Source organism: Pseudomonas sp. PLMAX (genome assembly GCF_046042685.1).
GTDB classification, from domain to species: Bacteria; Pseudomonadota; Gammaproteobacteria; order Pseudomonadales; family Pseudomonadaceae; genus Aquipseudomonas; species Aquipseudomonas putida_AE.
On record NZ_CP064949.1, the window covers coordinates 1596516 to 1619963 of the forward strand.

21 protein-coding genes are annotated in these 23448 nt (G+C 60.9%); 10 read left to right on the forward strand and 11 right to left on the reverse strand.

The annotated features are described in order from the left end of the window. The first annotated feature begins 82 nt into the window (after positions 1-82). The 4 genes from DKB71_RS07265 to pcaC are packed head-to-tail and all read left to right on the forward strand — an operon-like array spanning position 83 to position 4019. The gene (locus DKB71_RS07265; RefSeq protein ID WP_274073438.1) at positions 83-1387 is read left to right on the forward strand and encodes an MFS family transporter; all 1305 of its coding nucleotides are present in this window, start codon (positions 83-85) and stop codon (positions 1385-1387) included. 45 nt (positions 1388-1432) lie between these two features. After that, positions 1433-2797: a 3-carboxy-cis,cis-muconate cycloisomerase gene (locus tag DKB71_RS07270; protein WP_408599969.1), complete on the forward strand. Its 1365-nt coding sequence runs from the start codon at positions 1433-1435 to the stop codon at positions 2795-2797. A gap of 11 nt (positions 2798-2808) precedes the next feature. Continuing rightward, entirely contained in the window at positions 2809-3615 is an 807-nt protein-coding gene (gene pcaD, locus DKB71_RS07275) for a 3-oxoadipate enol-lactonase (RefSeq protein ID WP_408599970.1), read from the forward strand. Between the two features lie 11 nt (positions 3616-3626). Beyond that, a complete protein-coding gene (gene pcaC / locus DKB71_RS07280; protein WP_323626637.1) occupies positions 3627-4019 on the forward strand; it encodes a 4-carboxymuconolactone decarboxylase in 393 nt (130 codons plus the stop codon). A 137-nt stretch (positions 4020-4156) separates the two neighbouring features. Here the strand turns inward: pcaC and DKB71_RS07285 are convergent, their stop codons facing one another. From DKB71_RS07285 to emhA, 4 genes are all read right to left on the reverse strand, one after another. After that, entirely contained in the window at positions 4157-5413 is a 1257-nt protein-coding gene (locus DKB71_RS07285) for an OprD family porin (RefSeq protein ID WP_408599971.1), read from the reverse strand. A 430-nt stretch (positions 5414-5843) separates the two neighbouring features. Next, entirely contained in the window at positions 5844-7304 is a 1461-nt protein-coding gene (emhC, locus tag DKB71_RS07290) for an efflux RND transporter outer membrane subunit EmhC (RefSeq protein ID WP_274073443.1), read from the reverse strand. Next, entirely contained in the window at positions 7301-10465 is a 3165-nt protein-coding gene (emhB, locus tag DKB71_RS07295; RefSeq protein WP_408599972.1) for an efflux RND transporter permease subunit EmhB, read from the reverse strand. Before emhB ends, emhC begins: the two co-directional genes overlap by 4 nt. Before the next feature lie 3 nt (positions 10466-10468). Beyond that, positions 10469-11626 (reverse strand): efflux RND transporter periplasmic adaptor subunit EmhA, encoded by a 1158-nt coding sequence (emhA, locus tag DKB71_RS07300; RefSeq protein ID WP_274073445.1) that lies wholly within the window; start codon positions 11624-11626, stop codon positions 10469-10471. Positions 11627-11894: 268 nt separating this feature from the next. Between emhA and emhR the strand changes: the two genes are divergently transcribed. Then, a complete protein-coding gene (gene emhR, locus DKB71_RS07305; RefSeq protein WP_274073446.1) occupies positions 11895-12527 on the forward strand; it encodes an efflux system transcriptional repressor EmhR in 633 nt (210 codons plus the stop codon). A 268-nt stretch (positions 12528-12795) separates the two neighbouring features. Here emhR and DKB71_RS07310 read toward each other — a convergent pair whose 3' ends face one another. The 5 genes from DKB71_RS07310 to DKB71_RS07330 form a co-directional block, all read right to left on the reverse strand. Continuing rightward, entirely contained in the window at positions 12796-13464 is a 669-nt protein-coding gene (locus DKB71_RS07310) for a hypothetical protein (protein WP_408599973.1), read from the reverse strand. A 191-nt stretch (positions 13465-13655) separates the two neighbouring features. Continuing rightward, the gene (locus DKB71_RS07315) at positions 13656-14312 is read right to left on the reverse strand and encodes a hypothetical protein (RefSeq protein ID WP_408599974.1); all 657 of its coding nucleotides are present in this window, start codon (positions 14310-14312) and stop codon (positions 13656-13658) included. Positions 14313-14479: 167 nt separating this feature from the next. After that, positions 14480-15529, reverse strand: coding sequence for an alkene reductase (locus DKB71_RS07320; protein ID WP_323606655.1), 1050 nt, complete (start codon positions 15527-15529; stop codon positions 14480-14482). A gap of 22 nt (positions 15530-15551) precedes the next feature. Next, on the reverse strand, positions 15552-16718 hold the full coding sequence (locus tag DKB71_RS07325; RefSeq protein WP_408599975.1) for an MFS transporter: 1167 nt from the start codon (positions 16716-16718) through the stop codon (positions 15552-15554). Between the two features lie 35 nt (positions 16719-16753). After that, positions 16754-17056 carry a helix-turn-helix transcriptional regulator gene (locus tag DKB71_RS07330; RefSeq protein WP_046816689.1) on the reverse strand — a complete coding sequence of 101 codons (303 nt, stop codon included), beginning with the start codon at positions 17054-17056 and terminating at the stop codon, positions 16754-16756. A 169-nt stretch (positions 17057-17225) separates the two neighbouring features. On the opposite strand from DKB71_RS07330, the gene DKB71_RS07335 reads away from it, so the two are divergent. Beyond that, entirely contained in the window at positions 17226-17801 is a 576-nt protein-coding gene (locus DKB71_RS07335) for an ACP phosphodiesterase (protein ID WP_274073451.1), read from the forward strand. Positions 17802-17902: 101 nt separating this feature from the next. Here the strand turns inward: DKB71_RS07335 and DKB71_RS07340 are convergent, their stop codons facing one another. Then, positions 17903-18694 carry a lysophospholipid acyltransferase family protein gene (locus DKB71_RS07340; protein ID WP_408599976.1) on the reverse strand — a complete coding sequence of 264 codons (792 nt, stop codon included), beginning with the start codon at positions 18692-18694 and terminating at the stop codon, positions 17903-17905. Continuing rightward, the gene (gene olsB / locus DKB71_RS07345; RefSeq protein WP_408599977.1) at positions 18694-19449 is read right to left on the reverse strand and encodes an L-ornithine N(alpha)-acyltransferase; all 756 of its coding nucleotides are present in this window, start codon (positions 19447-19449) and stop codon (positions 18694-18696) included. Before olsB ends, DKB71_RS07340 begins: the two co-directional genes overlap by 1 nt. Before the next feature lie 155 nt (positions 19450-19604). On the opposite strand from olsB, the gene DKB71_RS07350 reads away from it, so the two are divergent. From DKB71_RS07350 to DKB71_RS07365, 4 genes are all read left to right on the forward strand, one after another. Further along, positions 19605-20486, forward strand: coding sequence for an acyl-CoA dehydrogenase (locus tag DKB71_RS07350; RefSeq protein ID WP_408599978.1), 882 nt, complete (start codon positions 19605-19607; stop codon positions 20484-20486). Positions 20487-20648: 162 nt separating this feature from the next. Continuing rightward, entirely contained in the window at positions 20649-21743 is a 1095-nt protein-coding gene (locus tag DKB71_RS07355) for a serine hydrolase domain-containing protein (protein ID WP_408599979.1), read from the forward strand. Beyond that, positions 21740-22063, forward strand: a complete 324-nt coding sequence (locus DKB71_RS07360) for an amidase (protein ID WP_408599980.1) — start codon at positions 21740-21742, stop codon at positions 22061-22063. Before DKB71_RS07355 ends, DKB71_RS07360 begins: the two co-directional genes overlap by 4 nt. Positions 22064-22212: 149 nt before the next feature. Next, a complete protein-coding gene (locus tag DKB71_RS07365; RefSeq protein WP_408599981.1) occupies positions 22213-23388 on the forward strand; it encodes a M20 aminoacylase family protein in 1176 nt (391 codons plus the stop codon). Positions 23389-23448: the final 60 nt, after the last annotated feature.

Here is a 23448-nt window from a genome sequence, read left to right on the forward strand (position 1 = left end):
CTGCAGGGGGTTGATGCATTTGTGGAACGGGACTGTTGCAAAGTATGTCTAGACTCTCTCAGTCCCCATTGAGTAAAAAACAATGACATCGATCACCGCTACAGAACCTCTGTACACCGGCGAAGAACGTAACAAGCGGATCTTCGCCATTGTCGGCGCTTCGTCCGGCAACCTCGTCGAATGGTTCGACTTCTATGTCTATGCCTTCTGTGCGATCTACTTCGCGCCTGCCTTTTTCCCCTCCGACAACCCCACCGTGCAGTTGGTCAACACCGCGGGCGTATTTGCCGCCGGGTTCCTGATGCGCCCGATTGGCGGCTGGATCTTCGGCCGGGTCGCGGACAAGCACGGGCGCAAGAATTCGATGCTGATATCGATTCTGATGATGTGCTTCGGCTCGCTGCTCATCGCCTGCCTGCCGACCTACAAGGACATCGGTGTCTGGGCGCCGATCATGCTGTTGTTCGCGCGCTTGCTCCAGGGCCTGTCGGTGGGTGGCGAATATGGCACCACCGCCACCTACATGAGCGAAGTCGCCCTCAAGGGCCAGCGCGGTTTTTTCGCCTCGTTCCAGTACGTCACGCTGATCGGCGGGCAGTTGCTGGCGGTGTCGCTGGTGGTGGTCCTGCAGCAGTTCCTCAGTGAGGACGAATTGCGTGCCTACGGCTGGCGGATTCCGTTCGTGGTCGGTGCGATGGCGGCGCTGGTTTCGCTGTATCTGCGCCGTTCGCTGAAAGAAACCACCAGCAAGGAAATGCGCGAAAACAAGGACGCCGGCAGCATCCGCGCACTGTTCCGCGACCATAAAGCCGCGTTCATCACCGTGCTCGGCTACACCGCCGGTGGCTCGCTGATTTTCTACACCTTCACCACGTACATGCAGAAATACCTGGTGAACACCGCCGGCATGCACGCCAAGACCGCCAGTTACATCATGACCGGCGCACTGTTCCTTTATATGTGCATGCAGCCGTTCTTCGGCATGCTCGCCGACAAGATCGGCCGACGTAACTCGATGCTGTGGTTCGGCGCCTTGGGTACTTTGTGCACCGTGCCGATCCTGCTGAGCCTGAAAAGCGTCACCAGTCCGTTCCTGGCCTTTGTGCTGATTACCGTGGCACTGGCAATCGTCAGTTTCTACACCTCGATCAGCGGCCTGGTAAAAGCCGAAATGTTCCCGCCCGAAGTACGCGCACTGGGCGTCGGCCTGGCGTACGCGGTGGCGAATGCGATCTTCGGCGGTTCGGCGGAGTATGTTGCCTTGAGCCTTAAAGCGGTCGGGATGGAAAACTCCTTCTACTGGTACGTGACGGTGATGATGGCAATCGCGTTCCTGTTCAGCCTGCGCCTGCCCAAGCAAGCCAAGTATCTGCATCACGACCTTTGATCCATACCCGCGGGCCCGAGCGGCCCGCGCCTGCAGGGATTGTTTATGAACGAGCGACCGGGCAATCAATTGTTCGATGCCTATTTCACTGCCCGCGACATGCGTGAAGTGTTCTGCGATCAGGGCCGGGTCCAGGCCATGCTCGATTTCGAAGCGGCCCTGGCCCGTGCCGAAGCGCGGGTTGGCCTGATTCCGCACACGGCGGTGGCGCCGATCGAAGCCGCTTGCCAGGCCGGGCATTACGATTTTGCGGCCCTGGGCGAGGCGATTGCCACGGCGGGTAATTCTGCGATTCCGTTGGTCAAGGCGCTGGGCAAGCAGATCGCGGCGAGCGATGCCGAAGCCGAGCGCTACGTGCATCTGGGCGCCACCAGTCAGGACGTGATGGACAGCGGCCTGGTGCTGCAATTGCGCCGGGCGCTGGAATTGATCGACAGCGATCTGGCGCAACTGGGCCAGACTCTCGCTACCCAGGCCCAACGTCATGTGGCCACGCCACTAGCCGGGCGCACCTGGTTGCAGCACGCGACGCCGGTGACCCTGGGCATGAAAATCGCCGGTTGGCTGGGGGCGGTGACCCGCAGTCGTCAGCGTCTGCTGGAACTCAAGCCACGTCTGCTGGTGCTGCAATTCGGCGGCGCTTCCGGGACCCTCGCGGCCCTCGGCGAGCAGGCGATGCCGATTGCCCAGGCGTTGGCCGAAGAGCTGCAACTGACGCTGCCCGACCAGCCCTGGCACACCCAGCGCGATCGCCTGGTGGAGTTTGGCTCGGTACTCGGACTGATCGCCGGCAGCCTGGGTAAACTCGGTCGCGACATCAGTCTGTTGATGCAGACCGAAGCCGCCGAGGTGTTCGAGCCTTCGGCGCCGGGCAAGGGCGGCTCCTCGACCATGCCGCACAAACGCAATCCCGTCGGCGCGGCCGTGCTGATTGGCGCGGCGACGCGCGTACCAGGCCTGCTGTCGACCTTGTTCAGCGCGATGCCCCAGGAGCACGAGCGCAGCCTGGGGCTGTGGCACGCCGAGTGGGAAACCCTGCCGGAGATCTGCTGCCTGGTCTCCGGCAGCCTCAAGCAAGCACTGCTGATCACCGGTGGGCTGGAAGTGGACGCCGCCCGCATGGCGCGCAACCTCGACCTGACCCAGGGCCTGGTGCTCGCCGAGGCGGTGAGCATCGTCCTTGCGCAACGGGTCGGCAGGGACACCGCGCATCATCTGTTGGAGCAATGCTGCAAACGCGCCGTGGCCGAGCAACGTCATCTGCGCGCGGTACTCGGCGACGAACCGCAAGTGACCGCCGAGTTGTCGGCGGCTGAACTCGATCATCTGCTGGACCCCGCCCACTACCTCGGTCAGGCCCGTACCTGGGTCGAGCGAGCGGTGGCTGAACATTCTGCGTTGACTGCGTGAAGGAGACTGCTGTGGCTTTCGTACAACTCGCCGATGGCGAACTGCACTACCAAATTCAAGGGCCGCAACTCGACGGACCGGTCGATGCGCCGGTGCTGGTGCTGTCCAACTCGCTGGGTACTGACCTGCACATGTGGGACGCGCAAATTGCGGCGTTCAGCGAGCATTTTCGCGTGCTGCGTTTCGACACCCGCGGCCATGGCAAGTCCTTGGTGACGCCGGGACCGTACAGCATCGAGCAACTGGGCCGCGACGTACTGGCGCTGCTGGATGCGCTGCACATCGAGCGCGCGCATTTCTGTGGACTGTCCATGGGCGGGCTGATCGGCCAGTGGCTGGGCATCAATGCCGGCGAGCGCCTGAACAAACTGGTGGTGTGCAACACCGCGGCGAAAATCGGCGATCCGTCGGTGTGGAACCCACGCATCGAAACCGTGCTGCGCGATGGCCAGGCCGCGATGGTCGCCCTGCGCGATGCGTCGATTGCGCGCTGGTTCACCCCGGATTTCTCAGCGGCCAATCCGGCCGCGGCCAAGCAAATTACCGACATGCTGGCGGCCACTTCGCCTGAAGGTTACGCGGCCAACTGCGCAGCGGTGCGTGATGCCGACTTCCGCGATCACTTGTCTTCGATCAAGGCACCGCTGTTGGTGGTTGCCGGGACTGAAGATGCAGTGACGCCGCCCTCCGGTGGACACTTCATCCAGGAGCACGTGCAGGGCGCCGAGTACGCCGAGTTCTACGCCGCGCACTTGTCCAACGTCCAGGCTGGCGCTGCGTTCAGCGAGCGGGTACTGGCGTTCTTGTTGGCTCATTGAAGGGGATTGTTGTGGACGAGAAGCAACGTTACGACGAGGGCATGAATGTCCGTCGCGCGGTACTGGGCGACGCCCATGTCGACCGCAGCCTGACCACCCTGACCGAGTTCAACTCGGAGTTCCAGGAAATGATCACCCGCCACGCCTGGGGTGACATCTGGACCCGTCCGGGCCTGCCGCGCCACACCCGCAGCCTGATCACCATCGCCATGCTGATCGGCATGAACCGCGAGGGTGAACTCAAACTGCACCTGCGCGCCGCCGCCAACAACGGCGTGAGCCGTGGCGAGATCAAGGAAGTGATCATGCAGAGCGCGATCTACTGCGGCATTCCCGCCGCCAACGCGACATTCCACCTGGCCGAGTCGGTGTGGGATGAGTTGGGGACTGAATCGCGGGTGTGAATGCACCGTAGATTTTGAACATACCGAAGATCTAGTGTGGGAGCGGGCTTGCTCGCGAATGCGGTGTTTCAGTCGACATCATTGCTGGCTGACCGTCCGCTTTCGCGAGCAAGCCCGCTCCCACATTTGTTTTGTGTTTACAACAGGCTGATCGGATAGCTGACGATCACGCGGTTTTCATCGAACTCATTGTTGCTGTAGTCGCGACGCATGGTCGAGTTGCGCCATTTCACGTTCAGGTCTTTCAGCGCACCGCTTTGCACGGTGTAGCCCAGTTCACTTTCACGCCCCCATTCCTTGCCATCGGTGATCGTCCCCGTGTGCACGTTGTCGCCGCTGATGTAGCGGTTCATCAGGGTCAACCCCGGCACGCCAAGGGCGACGAAGTTGTAGTCGTGGCGCACCTGCCAGGATTTTTCCCGGGCGTTGTCGTAGCTGGAGTTGTAGCTGTCGTTGGCCAGGGTTCCGCCGCTGGTGCCGTTGACGCGCATCCACGGGCTGTCGCCGGTGAGTTTCTGCAGGCCGACGTAAAAGGTGTTGCCACCGTACTTGGCCGAAAGCAGCCCGTACATCGTCTTGTTGTCCAACTCGCCGGCCCGGGCGCTGCCGTCATCCTTGCCGTAGAAGAAGCCGAGATTGGCACCCAGGGTCCAGGCGCCGAGCGGTTGGCTGTGGGTCAGGTTGATGAATTGCTGGCTGTAGATGTCCTTGAGTTCGGCGTTCCACACAGCGATCTGGGTGCGTTTCTCGTTGAACAGGTACTCGCCGCCCTGGAAGTTGAAGCGATCGGAGGTGAATGCGGCTTTGCCGGTCATCGACATGTCGCTCATGCTGCTGTCGTCGCGCGGGCTGTTCTGGCGGAACTGGCCGCCGTACAGCGTCAGGCCGTCGAATTCCTTCGAGGTGATCTGGCCGCCACGGAAGGTCTGCGGCAGCGAGCGGCCGTCGTCCGAACGCAGGATCGGCAGCACCGGCATCCATTCGCCCACCTTCGCTTCGGTCTGCGACAGCTTGGCCTTGAACGCCACGTTGGTGCGCCCGAAGTTGTCGGCCGGGCGGCCGTCACTGTCCAGCGGCAGCAACTGTGTGCCACCGGTGCCTTTGCCGCCATCGAGTTTCACCGAGTACAGGCCCAGCACATCCATGCCGAAGCCGACGATGCCCTGGGTATACCCGGACTTGGCGTCAAGAATGAAGCTTTGTGTCCACTCTTCGGCCTTGCCCTGGGTCTTGGTCGGGTTGGTGAAGTTGCGGTTGATGTAGAAGTTGCGCAGGTTCAGGTTGACCTTGGCTCCTTCGACAAACCCCGACTCTTCGGCCTGGGCGGGCAGGGCTGCGCTCGCCAGGGCGATGGCAATCAGGCTGGGAACGAAGTAATGCGCGGGAGAAGGCATGGGCTCGGGTCTCTCTAATTCTTGGGGATGAAACAGGGTGATGCCGCAACCTGGGGTTGCAGACGTGCATGCGAGATCGGGACAAGCGGGGCGGATCAGCCGGAGAGGGTAGAGTGCGGGGGCATCGTATCGAACCTGTTGTTATTGGTTTTGTGGATCAAATGGTGATGTGAATGTACTAGGTGGTTCAATCTGTGAAAGCAGGTTTTGGGCGATTATCGAACGTAAGATTGGCCGGGGTTTGTGTTGTCGATACTGGCCCCTTCGCGAGCAAGCCCGCTCCCACATTCAACCGGGTTCCTCCAGAAAGAATACGATCGAATGTGGGAGCGGGCTTGCTCGCGAAGGGGCCGGATCTGACAACGCATACTTTCCTGCAACCAACAAAAAGCCCACCAAAAGGTGGGCTTCATGTTTTTTCACAGCACCATCAGAACAACTTCAACTTCGGCGCTTCTTCCTTCAACGGCTCGTTCTTCGCCGTCTGTTCGTTCCAGCCACCACCCAGGGCCTTGTACAGGTTGACCTGGCTGACCAGCTGCGCCAGGCGGTCGGTGATCAGTGCCTGTTGGGCACTGAACAGCTGACGCTGGGCATCGAGGAAGGTCAGGTTGCTGTCGACACCGATGCGGTACCGACGCTCGGCAAGACGGTAGTAGTCCTGGTTGGCATTGACGAAGTCCTGCTGTGCCTGCAACTGCTGCACGTAGGTCTGGCGCGCGGCCAGGCCATCGGCGACTTCCTGGAAGGCCGTCTGGATGGACTTCTCGTAGTTCGCCACGCCAATGTCTTTCTGGATTTTCGAGTAATCCAGGCTGGCGCGCAGGCTGCCGGCGTTGAAGATCGGCAGGTTGATCTGCGGCTGGAACAGCCAGGTGCCCGAGCCACCCTTGAACAGGCCGGACAGGTCCGGGCTCAGGGTGCCGGCGTTGGCCGTCAGGCTGATGCTCGGGAAGAACGCCGCCCGCGCCGCGCCAATGTTGGCGTTGGCGGCCTTGAGGTTGTACTCGGCTTGCAGGATGTCCGGACGACGCTGCAGCAAGTCCGACGGCAGGCCTGGCGGTACTTCGGCCAACAGATCGTCCGCCAGCGGTTTGGCCGCCTGCAGGTTGGCCGGGATGCCGGTGCCGAGCAGCAATACCAGGCTGTTCTCATCTTGAGCGACCTGACGGGTGTACTTGGCCAGTTGCGCACGGGCGTTTTCCACCGAGGTGCGCGACTGCGCCAGGTCCAGGGCCGAAGCGACCCCCACTTCGTTGCTGCGCGCGGTGAGCTTGTAGCTCTCCTCGAACGCGGCGAGGGTGTCCTGGGTCAGCTTGAGCAGTTCCTTGTCGGCCTGCCAGGTCAGGTAGGCGTTGGCCACACTGGCCACCAGGCTGATCTGCGTGCTGCGGCGGCCTTCTTCGGTGGCGAAGTACTGCTGCAGCGCTTCTTCGTTCAGGCTGCGAATCCGCCCGAACATGTCGAGCTCGTAGGCACTGATGCCGACCGTGGCCGAGTAGGAACTGCTGATGCCCGCTTCACCGGTCTGCGAAGCGTCAGCCGGCAGGCGCTGACGGCTGCCGCTACCGTTGGCCGAAACGGCCGGGAACAGATCGGCGCGCGAGATGCGGTATTGAGCCGCAAAGGCATCGATGTTCAGGGCCGCGACACGCAGGTCGCGGTTGTTTTCCAGGGATACCTGAATCAGCTGCTGCAGCGCCGGGTCATGGAAGAACTGCCTCCAGCCCTGCTCGGCAGCAGCCTGCGCCGGTGCCTGGGCCGGCGAATACGCCGGGCCCTGAGGGTATTGACCTGCCACCGGAGCGTCCGGCCGCTGATAGTCAGGTATCAGCGAGCAGCCACTTAGCACGAAGGCGGCGACTGCCAGGGAGAGTAGCGACTTGCTCATTGGCCAGCCTCTTTAGGAGTTTCAGTAGCGTCTTCCTGGTCGACGTTTTTACGCTGACCCATGGCCGACACGGTGACGAAGAACAGTGGGACCCAGAAGATCGCCAGAACGGTTGCCGTGATCATACCGCCAATCACGCCGGTGCCGATGGCATGCTGGCTACCGGAACCTGCGCCCGTGGAGATCGCCAGGGGTACCACACCGAGCACGAAGGCGAGGGAGGTCATGATGATCGGTCGCAGACGCATGCGGCAGGCTTCGATGGCTGCCTCACGCAGGCTGCGCCCTTGTTCGTGCAGTTCCTTGGCGAATTCGACGATCAGGATGGCGTTTTTCGCCGCCAGGCCGATGGTCGTCAACAGGCCCACCTGGAAGTACACGTCGTTGGACAAACCACGCAGGCTGGTGGCCATCAGCGCACCGATGATCCCCAGCGGAACGACCAGCATCACCGCGATCGGAATCGACCAGCTCTCATACAGCGCCGCCAGGCACAGGAACACCATCAGCAGCGAAAGGGCGTACAGCGCCGGCGCTTGCGAGCCGGACAGCCGTTCCTCGTAGGACAGGCCGGTCCAGGAAATACCGACACCCTTCGGCAGTTTGGCGGCAAGGGCTTCAACTTCGGCCATGGCTTCACCGGTGGAATAACCCGGAGCCGGGGCGCCGAGGATTTCCATCGCTTCTACGCCGTTGTAGCGGGCCAGTTTCGGCGAGCCGTAGATCCACTCGCCCTTGGCGAACGCCGAGAACGGGACCATGGTGCCGACGCTGTTGCGCACGTACCACTTGTTCAGGTCTTCAGGGCTCATGCGTGAACCCGGCTGGCCTTGCACGTAAACCTTCTTCACCCGACCACGGTCGATGAAGTCGTTGACGTAGCTACTGCCCAGGGCGATCGACAGGGTGTTGTTGATGTCGGCGATGGTAATGCCCAGGGCACTGGCCTTCTCGTCGTCGATTTCCAGTTGGAATTGCGGTTCGTCGTTCAGGCCGTTCGGACGGACCTGGGTGAGGATCTTGCTTTGCGCCGCCATGCCGAGGAACTGGTTACGCGCTTCCATCAACTTGTCGTGACCGATACCGGCGCGGTCCTGCAGGAACACGTCGAAACCGGTGGCGTTACCCAACTCCAGTACCGCAGGCGGGGCGAAGGCAAACACCATGGCGTCACGGAAGGTGAAGAAGTGCTGTTGGGCACGGGCCGCGACCTTGAACACGCTGTTGTCGGCGTTTCGATCTTCCCATGGGCGCAGCATGATGAACGCCATGCCCGAGCTCTGGCCACGGCCGGCGAAGTTGAAGCCGGTCACGGTAAACACCGAGTTCACCGCATCGCCTTCACCGCCATCCTTGCCAGGACGCAGCAGGTATTCGCGCATTTCGTCCACGACCACCTGGGTGCGCTGGGCGGTCGAACCGGCTGGGGTCTGTACCTGGGCGAACAGTACGCCCTGGTCCTCTTCCGGCAGGAACGCCGTCGGAATGCGGGTGAACAGCCAGATCATGCCGACGACGATGATCAGGTAGGCCAGCAGGTACGGCGCCTTGTGCGTGAGCATGTTGCCCACGCCACGCTCGTAGCTACTGACACCACGGTCGAAGTTGCGGTTGAACCAGCCGAAGAAGCCGCGTTTCGGGGTGTGATGCTCGCCTTTCGAAATCGGCTTGAGCATGGTGGCGCAGAGCGCCGGGGTGAAGATCAGGGCAACCAGTACCGACAGGGCCATGGCCGAGACGATGGTGATCGAGAACTGCTTGTAGATCACACCGGTGGAACCGCTGAAGAACGCCATCGGCAGCAATACCGCCGAGAGCACCAGGGCGATACCGACCAGGGCACCCTGGATCTGGCCCATGGATTTCTTGGTCGCTTCCTTGGGCGACAGGCCTTCTTCGCTCATCACCCGTTCGACGTTTTCCACCACGACGATGGCGTCGTCCACCAGCAAGCCGATGGCCAGCACCATGCCGAACATGGTCAGGGTGTTGATGCTGAAACCGGCCGCCGCGAGGATGCCGAATGTCCCGAGCAATACCACCGGAACCGTCATCGTGGTGATGATGGTGGCACGGAAGTTCTGCAGGAACAGGAACATCACCAGGAACACCAGCGCAACCGCTTCGACCAGGGTGTGCACCACGCCCTTGATCGATTCGGTCACCACCGGCGTGGTGTCGTACGGGAACACCACTTCCATCCCTTCAGGGAAGAACGGCTTGAGGCTGTCGATGGTCGTGCGCAGGGCCTTGGCGGTATCCAGGGCGTTGGCACCGGTGGCCAGCTTCACGGCCAGACCGGACGCCGGGGCGCCGTTGAACTGGGCGTTGATGCTGTAGTTCTCGCCACCCAGGCCGACTTCGGCGACATCTTTCAGGCGAACCTGGGAACCGTCCTTGTTGACCTTGAGCAGGATCTTGTTGAATTGCTCGGCGGTCTGCAGGCGCGTCTTGCCGATGATCGTCGCGTTCAGCTGGGTGCCGGGCAGGGCGGGCAGGCCGCCGAGCTGGCCGGAGGACACCTGGACGTTCTGCGCGGCGATGGCGGTCTTGACGTCGACCGGGGTCAGATTGAAGTTGTTCAACTTGGCCGGGTCGAGCCAGATACGCATGGCGTACTGCGAACCGAACACCTGGAAGTCGCCGACGCCGGCGGTCCGCGAGATCGGGTCCTGCATGTTCGACACGATGTAGTTGGACAGGTCGTCCTTGGTCATGCTGCCGTCACGCGACACCACGCCGATCACCAGCAGGAAGTTCTTCACTGCCTTGGTCACGCGGATACCTTGTTGCTGCACTTCCTGCGGCAACAGCGGGGTGGCCAGGTTCAGCTTGTTCTGGACCTGGACCTGCGCGGTATCGGAGTTGGTGCCTTGCTCGAAGGTCGCGGTAATGGTCATGGTGCCGTCGGAGTTACTTTCCGAAGACACATAACGCAGGTTGTCGATACCGTTGAGCTGTTGCTCGATCACCTGGACCACAGTGTCCTGCACGGTTTGCGCGGAAGCGCCCGGGTAGGTCACGGAAATTGCGATGGCCGGCGGTGCAATGCTCGGGTACTGGTTGATCGGCAGCTTGAGGATCGACAGTGCCCCGACCAGCATGATCACCAGGGCTATTACCCAGGCGAAAATCGGACGGTCGATGAAAAATCTGGACATGAGTTACTCCCCTTTGCCGCTGGCAGCCTGCTCAGCTGGCTTGGCGGGGGCCGGGTTCTTGGCGCCTACGTTAGTGGCGTCAGTGGCCTTGACTTCGATGCCTGGCTTGACGAATTGCAGGCCTTCGGTGATCAGGCGATCGCCGGCTTTCAGGCCGTCTTCGATCAACCATTGGTTACCGACGGTGCGGCTGGCCTTGAGCTGACGCAGTTCAACCTTGTTGTCAGGGCCGACGACCAGTGCGGTCGGACTGCCCTTGAGGTCGCGGGTCACGCCTTGTTGCGGGGCCAGGATCGCCGCGCTGTTCACACCAGCCTGCAACTGTGCGTGCACGAACATGCCCGGCAGCAGGGTGTGATCAGGGTTCGGGAACACGGCACGCAGGGTCACGGAACCGGTGGTCTGGTCGACCGAGACTTCGGAGAACTCCAGTTTACCGTCCAGTTTGTATTCGCTGCCGTCCTCGAGGGTCAGCTTGACCTTGGCGGCGTTGTCACCGGCCTTCTGCAGGCGACCGCTTTCCAGTTCGCGCCGAAGTTGCAGCAGTTCGACCGAGGATTGCGTTACATCGACGTAGATCGGGTCAAGTTGCTGGATCACGGCCATCGCTTCGGTCTGCGCGTTGCTGACCAGCGCGCCCTCGGTCACCGTGGAACGACCGATGCGGCCGGTCAGCGGCGCGTAGACCTTGGTGTAGCGCACGTTGATCTGCGCCGATTGCAACGAAGCTTCCGATTGCAGGCGGTTGGCCACGGCCGTGTCGTATTCCTGGCGGCTTACGGCCTGTTCGTTGACCAGTTGCTGGTAGCGATCGGAAATCGACTTGGTCGAACGCAGGTTGGCTTCGGCGCTTTTCAGGGTCGCCTCATAGACCGATGGATCGATCTGATAGAGCTGCTGGCCGGCCTTGACGTCGCTGCCTTCCTTGAACAGGCGCTTGAGAATGATGCCGTTGACCTGTGGACGAACCTCGGCAATGCGGAACGCGCTGGTGCGCCCCGGCAGTTCCGAGGTGAGCGTAAACGTTTGCGCTTGCAGGGTAACGACGCCGACCTGAGGCGGTGGTGCGGCCGGTGGAGCTTCTTCCTTTTTGCATCCGCTGAGCAGCGATGCCAGGGCGACGGCGGCGACCAGAGCGGTAACAGCTGGCTTGAATTGCATGAAAATCCTCGGGTCAGGCGCGAAAAAAAACGCACAAGAAAAGATGGAAGGTTAAAAAGTGGGGTCCGGGTGGATAAGTAGCATGCTAAGGAATATACTTACATTCACGGCTGTTTGTAAAGGCCCTGGCCGTGTACCCAGGTCGTTACAAACGTCCTGGAAAGGTTCAAATCGTAAGCCCGGGGACGATACCCAAGAGCTCTCGCCCCGCTTTTATTCAGCTGATATCCAGACATCGCTGAAGCATCCTGATTGAGGTTGTACTGCCATGGTCCGTCGTACCAAAGAGGAAGCCCAAGAAACCCGCAGCCAGATACTCGAAGCGGCCGAGAAAGCCTTTTTCGAGCGGGGTGTGGCGCGAACGACCCTGGCGGACATCGCGACCCTGGCCGGCGTTACCCGCGGGGCGATCTACTGGCATTTCAGCAACAAGGCGGACCTGGTGCAGGCCATGCTCGATACCCTGCATGAGCCTCTGGATGAAATGGCCAAGGCCAGCGAAAGCCCGGACGAACCCGACCCCCTGGGCTGCATGCGCAAGCTGTTGATTCATTTGTTTCATCAAATTGCGCTGGACCCGAAAACCCGACGCATCAACGAAATTCTGTTTCATAAGTGCGAGTTCACCGATGAAATGTGCGACTTGCGCCAGCAGCGTGTGGCGGCCAGCCTGGACTGCAATGTACGGATCGGCCTGGCCCTGAGTAACGCCGTGAATCGCGGGCAACTGCCGGAAAACCTCGACACGGCTCGCGCGGCCATCAGCCTGCATGCCTATATCGATGGCATCCTGTACCAGTGGCTGCTGGCCCCCGACAGCTTTCAACTGCACAGCGAGGCTGAGCGTTGGGTCGATACCGGGCTGGACCTGTTGCGCTTCAGCCCCAGCTTGCGCAAATGAAGCAAGATGCGTAATTGGCTGCAGCCGTGTCAATCGATGCAGTGCCAAATGAACCTTTCTTCACGCGACTTGCGGTATGGGGTGCTTTTATATACGTATGCTCGACCGGTTAACAGTCAATGAATTACGTATTTTGTAGGAAATTTGTGTTGTCGCCGGGAGGGAGCTTGATTCGCAGACTGATCGATGGAAAGCGGGAACTGCGTCAACGAAGTACAGGGCAAGCGCCTGCTATCAAGCGCTTGCGTGTTTTGTTCAGGTCTTGCTGTTAACCGAGCTTAATCACGACGCTGTAGCTGTAAGGTTTCTTTGGCATTGTTCTGGTGATGCTGGAGGTGCACTTCAATTTTTCCCTACCAATAGATCGAACAGTATGTTCAATATGGGGAATGTCTTTAGGTGAAAAGGAGAATCCCTGATGTTCACCTCTGATACTCAGCGACGTCGAGAATTGGAATGCAAGTTTGCCACTTTCATAGGAGAAGTGATGATTGACTTGAGAGGCAGGAATTTTTCCAGCACGTCTTCTAGGTGGCTCACTGCGCAGTATGAATGACAAGTAGTCCCAGGGTTCAAGGTCATATTTCTCTTTGGGGTGAATGCCGTTATCCCAGCTTGATGTGGTGAGGCTGAACGTTTTTGCGGTGGCATTGAAGATGTAGAAGATAACGCTGTTGGGAGACTGAACGTTACTGATGGAGCGCCAGGCCTGTTCCTCGTCCCGCTTACCTTCGCGGATGAATTCGTCGAATTCCTCCACGGTTTTCTGTTTGTCTATGGCGTTATCTATGTCTGCTCTATCTTCGGCAAAACTGACCAGGTGCTGCAAATAGGCGGGCAGCATGGCGCGGGTCATGTCTTTAAGGAAGTTCTGTTCAAAGGTTACATCTTTAATGTCTTCGTTGCTGTTTTCTTGATTGTTTTCTTTGTCGTCCATGATATTACCTGTTTTCGGTGGTTGGTATTTATAGATAATAACAGGGATGCGATTAAGGTGTTTTTTATTGGTGTAATGGATTGTTGCTGGTGGCGAAAATCAAACGCCTAAATGCCACGCTTGCCCAGTTCGCGAGCGACGTAGGTGAAGGTCTCTGCCAGGTTGTCACGTGTTCTGTTCAGGTTTTGCTGTTAACCCAGCCTGATCACGACGCTGTAGCTGTAAGGTTCCTTTGCCAGGCTTCTGGTGATACTGGAGGTGCACTTCAATTGTTCCTTACCAATAGATCGCACAGTATGTTGAATGTGGGGAGTGAATGTAACCTTGAGGACAAAAGGACCATCACCTTTCAAACTCAGCGATGTATTGAATTGGAATGCAAATTTGCCACTTTCAAAAGAGAGGTCATGATTGACTTTGATGTTAGGGTTTTTTTTAGTAGGTGGCTCGCTGCGCAGTATGATTGACGCGCAGTTCCAGGGTTCGAGGACACAAGCCTCTCTGGGGGGAGCGCCGTTATACGAGCTTGTTGTGGTGAGGCTGAACGTTTTTGCGGTGGCATTGAAGATGTAGACAATCACGCTGTTGGGAGACTCATCGTTACTGATGGAGCGCCAGGCCTGTTCCTCGTCCCGCTTACCTTCGCGGATGAATTCGTCGAATTCCTCCACGGTTTTCTGTTTGTCTATGGCGTTATCTATGTCTGCTCTATCTTCGGCAAAACTGACCAGGTGCTGTAAATAGGCGGGCAGCATGGCGCGGGTCATGTCTTTAAGGAAGTTCTGTTCAAAGGTTACATCTTTAATGTCTTCGTTGCTGTGTTCTTGATTGTTTTCTTTATCGTCCATGATATTACCTGTTTTCGGTGGTTGGTATTTATAGATAATAACAGGGGTGCGATTAAGGTGTTTTTTATTGGTGTAATGGTTTATTGCCGGTGGCGATAATCAAAATGCCTAAACAAAAAAAACCTCGGCTTTTTCAAGCCGAGGCTATTGCGTGTTAACGGTAACGCTTACAGTGTTGGGTAGTCGATGTAGCCGACCGGGCCCTTGGCATAGAACAGCTCAGGACGCGCGTCATTCAGTGGCGCATCCGCTTTCAAGCGCGCCGGCAGGTCCGGGTTGGCAATGAACGGTACGCCGAAGGCGACGGCATCGGCTTTGCCGCTGGCCAGCCATTGGTTGGCACTGTCCTTGGTGAAGCGTTCGTTGATGATGTACGGGCCGCCAAAGGCTTCCTTGATCTGCGGGCCGAGGCTGTCGGCGCCTTCTTTCTCACGCGAGCAGATGAATGCGATGCCACGCTTGCCCAGTTCGCGAGCCACGTAGGTGAAGGTCTCTGCCAGGTTGTCATCGCCCATGTCATGGGAGTCGGCGCGCGGTGCCAGGTGCACACCGACACGGCCGGCGCCCCAGACTTCGATCGCGGCGTCGGTCACTTCCAGCAACAGGCGAGCACGGTTTTCCACGGAACCACCATAGTTGTCGGTGCGCTGGTTGGTGCTGCTTTGCAGGAACTGGTCGAGCAGGTAACCGTTGGCGCCGTGGATTTCCACGCCGTCGAAACCGGCGGCCTTGGCGTTCTCGGCACCGGTGCGGTAGGCGTCGACGATGTCGGCGATTTCCTCGGTTTCCAGGGCGCGCGGGGTCGGGTAGTCGGCCAGTGGACGAACCAGGCTGACATGACCCTTGGGCTGGATGGCGCTCGGAGCGACCGGTGCTTCACCGCCCAGGTACGATGGGTGCGATACACGACCCACGTGCCACAGTTGCAGGAAGATCTTGCCGCCCGCGCCGTGGATCGCCTTGGTCACGTTGGCCCAGCCACGCACCTGGTCGTTGGACCAGATACCCGGGGTGTCCGGGTAGCCGACGCCCATCGGCGTGACCGAAGTGGCCTCGCTGAGGATCAGGCCGGCGGAGGCGCGTTGTACGTAGTACTCGGCCATCAGGGCATTCGGTACGCGGCCTTCATCGGCGCGGCAACGGGTCAGCGGGGCCATGATGATGCGGTTGGCCAACTCGAGGTCGCCCAGTTTGATCGGATCGAAAATAGTAGTCATTTATTGCATCCCTCGTGAGGTATCAGTTGGTAGCGGGGGCCAGTTCGGGATTACCGCTCTGACGGAAAGTGATCAGGGTGACCAGCAGGGCGAGCACCGCCAGTACGGCTGCCGCGAGGGGCACGCTGGTCAGGCCGAAACCGTGGGCAATCACGCTGCCGCCGACCCAGGCGCCGAGTGCGTTGCCGACGTTGAAGGCGCCGATGTTCAGGGTCGAGACCAGGTTCGGCGCGGCCTTGCCGTAGGTCACCACGTTGACTTGCAGGGCGGGTACGGCGGCAAAACATGCAGTGGCCCAGAGGAACAGGGTGATTTCTGTGGGGATCAGCGCGACGCTGGTCCAGGTCAGCACGGTGGAGACCACGGCCATGGCGATGAAGACGCCGATCAGCGTCGCGGCCAGGCCTTTGTCCGCCAGCTTGCCGCCGATGATGTTGCCCACCGTCAGGCCCAGGCCGATCAGCATCAGGGTCCAGGTCACGCCACGGGGCGAGACGCCGGTGACTTCGCCCAACAGCGGCGCGACGTAGGTAAACAGGGTGAACACCGACGCGGCGAACAGTGCGGTCATGCTCAGCGACAGCCAGATGCCGGCGCCTTTGAGAGCGCGCAGCTCGGCGCGCATGTCGAGTTTCTCTTCATCGCGCTTGGCCGGCAGGAAGCGGATCAGGCCGATCAGTGCGATCACGCCGATCACGGTCACTGCCCAGAAGGTCGAACGCCAGCCGGCCTGCTGACCGAGCGCGGTACCCAGCGGCACGCCCAGCACGTTGGCCAGGGTCAGGCCAGTGAACATCAGGGCCACGGCCGATGCGCGCTTGTTGGCCGGCACCAGTCCCGCCGCCACGACCGAGCCGATACCGAAGAACGCACCGTGACACAGCGCGGTGACCACGCGGGCAAACATCAGCACGTTGTAGTCGCTGGCCACTGCGCAGAGCAGGTTGCCGATAATGAAGATGCCCATCAACGCGACCAGGGCGGCCTTGCGCGGCAGCCGGGCGGTGGCCAGTGCCATGAACGGCGCACCGATGGCCACGCCCAGGGCGTACCCGGTCACCAGCCAGCCGGCGCCGGGGATCGACACACCGAGGTCGGCAGCCACGTCGGGCAGCAAGCCCATGATGACGAACTCGGTGGTGCCGATGGCGAAGGCGCTCAAGGCCAATATGAGTAGCGAGAGGGGCATGGGTTAAATCCTTTTCGGCTGGCTGACGTAAAGGGTCAGAGCTCTTTGCTGAAGACTTTGAGGAACTCCTGAATGGTTTCCTCATTGCGTTTAAAGAAATGCCACTGGCCGACTTTGCGGCTGCTGATCAGGCCGGCGCGTTGCAGGGTGGCCAGGTGCGCGGACACCGTGGACTGCGACAAACCGCAACGTTGATCGATCTGCCCGGCGCAAACGCCGTGCTCGTTGCTGTGGGACTGGTCTGGAAATTCGACGTCCGGATTTTTGAGCCAGTGCAGGATTTCTCGCCGTACCGGGTGCGCCAGGGCTTTTATTATTTCGTCGAGTTCAAGGTTCATGGTTGGGGGCTCGTGATGTGTAAAACGCTATATCGCGATGAAGCGAACTTTAAATCGGTATTTCGCGATACACCAATATGATTTTGGTCTGACGACCAAATAAATCGGTATATCGGGTTATAACGATATGTTGGGTGTAGAGACACAGGCGCAATGCTAAGCTGCGCCCATGAACTATCTCGCACATCTTCACCTCGGTGGCCAGCGTCCTGGTCAATTGCTCGGCAGCCTGTATGGCGATTTCGTCAAAGGGCGGCTGCAAGGGCAGTTCGACCCGGAGATCGAAGCGGCCATCCAGCTGCATCGCAGCATCGACGTATTCACCGATCGCCATCCGCTGGTGGATACCGCGTTGTCGCGGTTTTCCCTGACGCGTCGGCGCTATGCCGGCATCGTGCTCGACGTGTTTTTCGACCATTGCCTGGCCCGGGACTGGGCGCTGTATGCCGACCGGCCGCTGGAGTTGTTCACTTCGGACGTGTACCGGGTGCTGTCCACACAAGCGCAACTACCGGAACGCCTGGCGAAAATCGCACCGCACATGGTGGCCAACGACTGGTTGGGCTCGTATCAGGAATTTGAAGTGTTGGAGCAGGTGTTGCGGGGGATTTCGCGGCGCCTGACCCGGCCGGAAGAGCTGGCGGCTGCGATGCAGGAACTGCGGGTGCTGTATGAGCCGTTGAGCGAGGATTTCCGGTTGTTCTATCCGCACCTTCAGGATTTCGCCCAAGCAACGCAGATCTAATGTGGGAGCGGGCTTGCTCGCGAATGCGGTATGTCAGTCAACATCAATGGTGAAGGAGAATCCGCATTCGCGAGCAAGCCCGCTCCCACAGGGGAACTGCGTCAGGCCGCTATGGCAGGGCGCATCGGGGCTTGCTGTTTCTCTGGTATGACTCCAAACAACGCCTTCTGCACCGCCTGCTGGGCCTCGAACGCCAATGCCGCACGCTCGCGACCTTCGCAGGCAATCGGCTTGAGCAGGTGAATCTCCACACCGCCCCGGTCATTGGCAAACAGGCGCATCAAGTGCGACAACAGATCATCGTCGCCAACGAACGGCGCCAGGGTGTCGGGCTCGCCGTTGCGCACATAACGAATCGCCACCGGTTGCAGCGCCACTTCGGAGTCGATGGCGGCTGACAGCAAGCGACCGTGGAAGGTGCGCAGCGAGCGACCGTCCGTGGTGGTGCCCTCGGGGAACATCAGCAGCGGGTGGGCGTGCGCCAGGTGGCGGGTCATCTGTTTGCGGATCAACTGGCTGTCGCCCGAACCGCGACGGATGAACAGGCTGCCGGCCTTGGCTGCCAGCCAGCCGGCGACGGGCCAGGTGCGCACTTCGGCCTTGGACAGGAATGACAGCGGCGTGAGCATGCCCAGCAGCGGTATATCGGTCCAGGACACGTGATTGCTGACCCACAGCATCGGCACTTGCGGCAGCTTGCCGTGAACCGTCACATCGAAGGGCAGGGCGTTGCCCAGGCGCGCCATGAAAAACCGCGACCAGCGCTGGCGGCGTTCCATCGAGTGGGCCAGCCCCAGTCGCTCGAACACGCCGAACACGCTGGCCATGCTCAAGCCGAGCCCGACCACCAGCAACACCCGTGCGATTCGCGCGTACACGCGCAAGCGACTCATTACACGGCCGCCTTGAAGTGTTTGGCGTAACGCGGGCAGAGTTCGTCGCGCTTGAGCAGGATGAACACATCGGCCACCTGGAAATCTTCATCCCAGCACGGCTCGCCGCAGATCTTCGCGCCCAGGCGCATGTAGGCCTTGAGCAGCGGCGGCATTTCGGCGATCACGTTGGAGGGAATATCCAGGGTCGGCAACGGCTTTTTCGGTTCGGCGCGCAGGTGTTCGGTGCACAGGTAGCGTTCGCGCAAACGCTGCATGATCGCATGGGCCTGGATCCCGCCGTCCTGCATCGGAATGCTCGCGCAACCCATCAGGTAGCTGTAGCCACCCTGGTTCAAGACTTCGGCCAGCTCACCCCAGAGCATGGCGATGGTGCCGCCGTTGCGGTAGGCCGGGTCGACGCAGGTGCGGCCGATTTCCAGGATCGGGCCTTGCAGATGGACCAGGCCGTGCAGGCTGAATTCTTCTTCGCTGTAGAACTTGCCCAGGCTGCTGGCGGCGGTGTGGTCGAGCAGGCGGGTGGTCGCCACCAGGCGCCCGGTGTTCAGGTCGCGCACGCCGATGTGGGTGCAGTGAGCATCGTAGTCGTCCATGTCCAGACCCAGTTCCGCGCCTTTGAGCTTGGCGTTGAATTCGCCGCTGAACACGTTGAAGCGCAGGGCCTGGGCTTGCTGCAAAGCCTCTTCGCCCACCAGGCGTTCGGCTTGCAGGCGGCGTTCGTTGCCGGTGTCGCTGATGCGGGCGATCTGAGTCATGACGAATCTCCGTGCGGGCTGCTCACCCGTCTTTGGGTTACAGCGAATCGACTTTCTTTATCCAGCCGTGTTGTGCAAAGTCAGGCTATGTAGCCCCGGTGTCATCGCCATTAAGCTTTGGTGATGCTTGTATGACAGCCCACAAGGAGCCTCTTATGCCCTGGCAAACCCTGTTGAACCGCCACGCTCGCCTGCCCGCCAACCCGGATCTGGGCGAAGGGTTCGCCACGTTGTTGCAGCAGCTGGGTCACGTCACTCCGTTTGAACTGGCCGTGGTCGGCGCACGCATGATGGCGACGCCGGGGCTGGCGTTCCTGGTGGGGTATCAGGCGGCGTTGCGCATGCTCTGGCCAAGCGCGCCGCCGAGCCTTGGCGCGTTGTGCGCCACCGAGCAACGCAGCCTGCGGGTGGCTGACATGCAGACCCGCCTGCACGATTTGCGCTTGAGCGGGCGCAAGGATTTCGTCACCGCAGGCGATGCCGCCGACTGGCTGCTGATTGCCGCGCGCAGCGAACAGCCCGGCGAAACGCCGCGCCTGAGCCTGGCGGTGGCCTACCCCGATGAGCCGGGCGTGCGGGTGGAGAAACTGCCGCCGATCCCGTTGATGCCGGAGATCAGCCATGGCCGCCTGATTCTCGATAACGCACTGTGCGAACTGCTGGCGGGGGATGGCTGGGATGCCTACGTCAAGCCGTTCCGAACCCTGGAAGACAGCTATGTATTGAGTGCCATGACCGCCTGGCTGTACGGCGTCGGTCAGGACTGTGACTGGCCGCAGGCCTTGCAATTGCGCTTGCTGGCGCTGCTGGCAGGGTGTGCGGAGGTCAGTCGACACCCGCCCGTCAGTCCGGCTGGGCATGTATTGCTCGGTGGGTTGTTTGCGCAGTTCGAGGGGCTCAAGGGTGAGATCAATGAAGCGCTGGCCGAGGGGCCGCCGGAGTGGGCGGCCATGTGGCAGCGGGATCAGGGGGTGATGGAACTGGCGGCTGAAGCGCGGGGCAAGCGATTGGCTAAGGCACTCGTGAATTTTCAGTGAATTGACCGGCCCCTTCGCGAGCAAGCCCGCTCCCACATTTTGAAATGCGTTCCCCCTGTGGGAGCGGGCTTGCTCGCGAAGGCGGCCGCATTAACAACACCAATCCCGGAACTGTCATCAACCTCTACTAGGCTCAGCAGTTCATCCCCACGAGCCCCCGCCATGCCCAAAGGCCTGTCCCTGTTTTTCATGCTGCTGCTCAGCCTCACGGCCCGCGCTGAAAACTGGCCCGCCGAACAATGGTCGCCCGGCCCGACCGTCACCGGGCCAGCACTCCAGGCCCTGGAAAACTACGCCTTCCCACCCCGCGACGACACCACCCATCAAGGCATCCGCACCGACGCCTTGCTCGTCATCCGCGACGGCCAGTTGATCTACGAGCGCTACGCCGGCCCGACCACTGCCCAGACACCGCATCTCACCTGGTCCATCAGCAAAAGCCTGATGGCCACCGTCCTCGGCGTGGCGTATGGCGAAGGCCGGTTCAAGCTGCAGGACAAGGTGGCCAAATTCTATCCGCCACTGCAAAAACACCCGGACCTGACCCTGGCCGACCTGCTGCACTGGGCCTCGGGTCTCGACTGGCAGGAAGATTACGAATACGCACCGCTCAACTCCTCAGTGGTGGCCATGCTCTACACCCGAGGTCACCGCGATATGGCCGCCTTCACCGCCGATCACGGCAGATACGCCGCACCGGGGCAGGCGTTTCGTTATTCCAGTGGCGACACCAATCTGCTGTCCGCCGCGCTGAAAGCCATCGTCGGTGCGCAGCGCTACGCGGACTATCCGTGGACCGCGCTGTTCGAACCCCTGGGCATTCGCCGAGCGATCTGGGAAACCGACGCCGCGGGCACCTTCGTCGCCTCGTCCTATGCCTACCTCACCGCTCGGGACCTGGCCCGCATCGGACTGTTGATGGCGCGGGACGGTCGCTGGGGCGATCAACAACTGCTGCCCAAAGACTGGGTGGCCTTCAACCGCGAACCCTTCGCGGGCTATCGCGCCAACCAGGATGATGCAGTGCCCGGCGGCCACTGGTGGCTCAATCGAGCAGTAGGAGGGGGCGCCAGACCCTGGCCCGATGCCCCCGCCGATACCTTCGCCGCCCTGGGTCATTGGGGCCAGGCGCTGTACATGATTCCCGGGGAAAACCTGGTGATCGTGCGTTATGGCGATGACCGCGATGGCCTCTACCAGCACAACGAATTGCTCAAGCTCGCGCTGAAGGCCTTTGCCGGGACGGTGAAACCATGAGCGGTTTCATGAGGCGCCGACCGATCAGTTCATTGTTGTTGATCCTGCTGCTCGCCTTGCTTGGCTGGGTCTGGCAGGAGCGGGTGGCGCTATGGGCCTTCCCGGACATCATCAGCGCCTACACCGCCAAGGAATACTGTTCGTGCCGCTACGTGATGAACAACGACGCCGGGTATTGCCGTGGCTACGTCAAGCAATGGCTGCCATTCAGCGGCTTTACCGATGACGCGGCCAGCAAGCGCATCACGGTCAGCGGGATGGGGCGCAGCAATATGGCCGTATGGATCGGCGAGCACCAGGGCTGTCGCCTGAACCCCTGACCTGCAGGTTCCATCTGGTGGAACCACATTCGATTGTCCTCGCGCGCGACTCGCGGTTATCTGGCGGTGAGCGCGACCTGCCTTTTTAAACGTCGCGAAATCATAACGAACAAAAAGAACGGGAATACACCCGGCCCGAGGAAATCGTCATGACCCGACATCAACACATTCTTGCCTGGCTCAACGACGTCGCCAGCGATCTGCACGCCACCCGCCAGGACATCCACGCCCACCCGGAACTCGGCTTCGAGGAAAACCGCACCTCGGCGCTGGTGGCCAGATCCCTTTCGGAATGGGGCTACGAGGTGCACACGGGCATCGGCAAGACCGGTGTAGTCGGTGTGCTGCGCAACGGCAACAGCCTGCGCAAACTCGGCTTGCGCGCGGACATGGACGCGCTGCCGATCATCGAGAATACCGGCGCCGCTTACAGCAGCCGGCATCAGGGCTGCATGCACGCCTGCGGGCATGATGGGCATACCACAATGTTGTTGGGCGCGGCCCGTTACCTGGCGGCGACTCGCCAGTTCGACGGCACCCTGACCCTGATTTTCCAGCCGGCCGAAGAAGGCCAGGGCGGCGCCGAAGCGATGCTCGCCGATGGCTTGCTCGAACGTTTTCCCTGCGACGCACTGTTCGGCATGCACAACATGCCGGGCCTGCCAGCGGGGCACCTGGGCTTTCGCGAAGGGCCGATGATGGCTTCCCAGGATTTGCTCAACGTCACGATTGAGGGTGTCGGCGGTCACGGCTCTATGCCGCACTTGGCGGTCGATCCATTGGTGGCGGCGGCCAGCGTAGTGATGGCCCTGCAAACCGTGGTTGCGCGCAACATCGATGCGCAACAGGCAGCGGTGGTGACGGTCGGTGCATTGCAGGCCGGGGAGGCCGCCAACGTCATCCCTCAGCAGGCGATCCTGCGCCTGAGCCTGCGTGCATTGAATGCCCAGGTGCGTGAGCAGACCCTCGAGCGGGTGCGCGCGATCATCGAATCCCAGGCCCAAAGTTTTGGTTGCAGTTCGACCATCGAACACCGTCCGGCCTATCCGGTGCTGGTCAACCACGCCGCCGAAACCGAGTTCGCCCGGCAAGTCGGCGTCGAGCTGGTCGGTGCCGACGCGGTGGACGGCAACACGCCCAAGCTGATGGGCAGCGAAGACTTCGCCTGGATGCTGCAACGCTGCCCCGGCGCCTACCTGTTCATTGGCAACGGTGTGTCGCGGCCGATGGTGCACAACCCCGCCTACGACTTCAACGACGACATCCTGCTGACCGGCGCGGCGTATTGGGGCGCGCTGGCCGAGAGCTGGCTCAAGCCGGCCTGAGCCTTTCACTTTCTACTGCCGCTGGACCGGGCGCGTCATGTCGCGCCCGGCATCACCCAA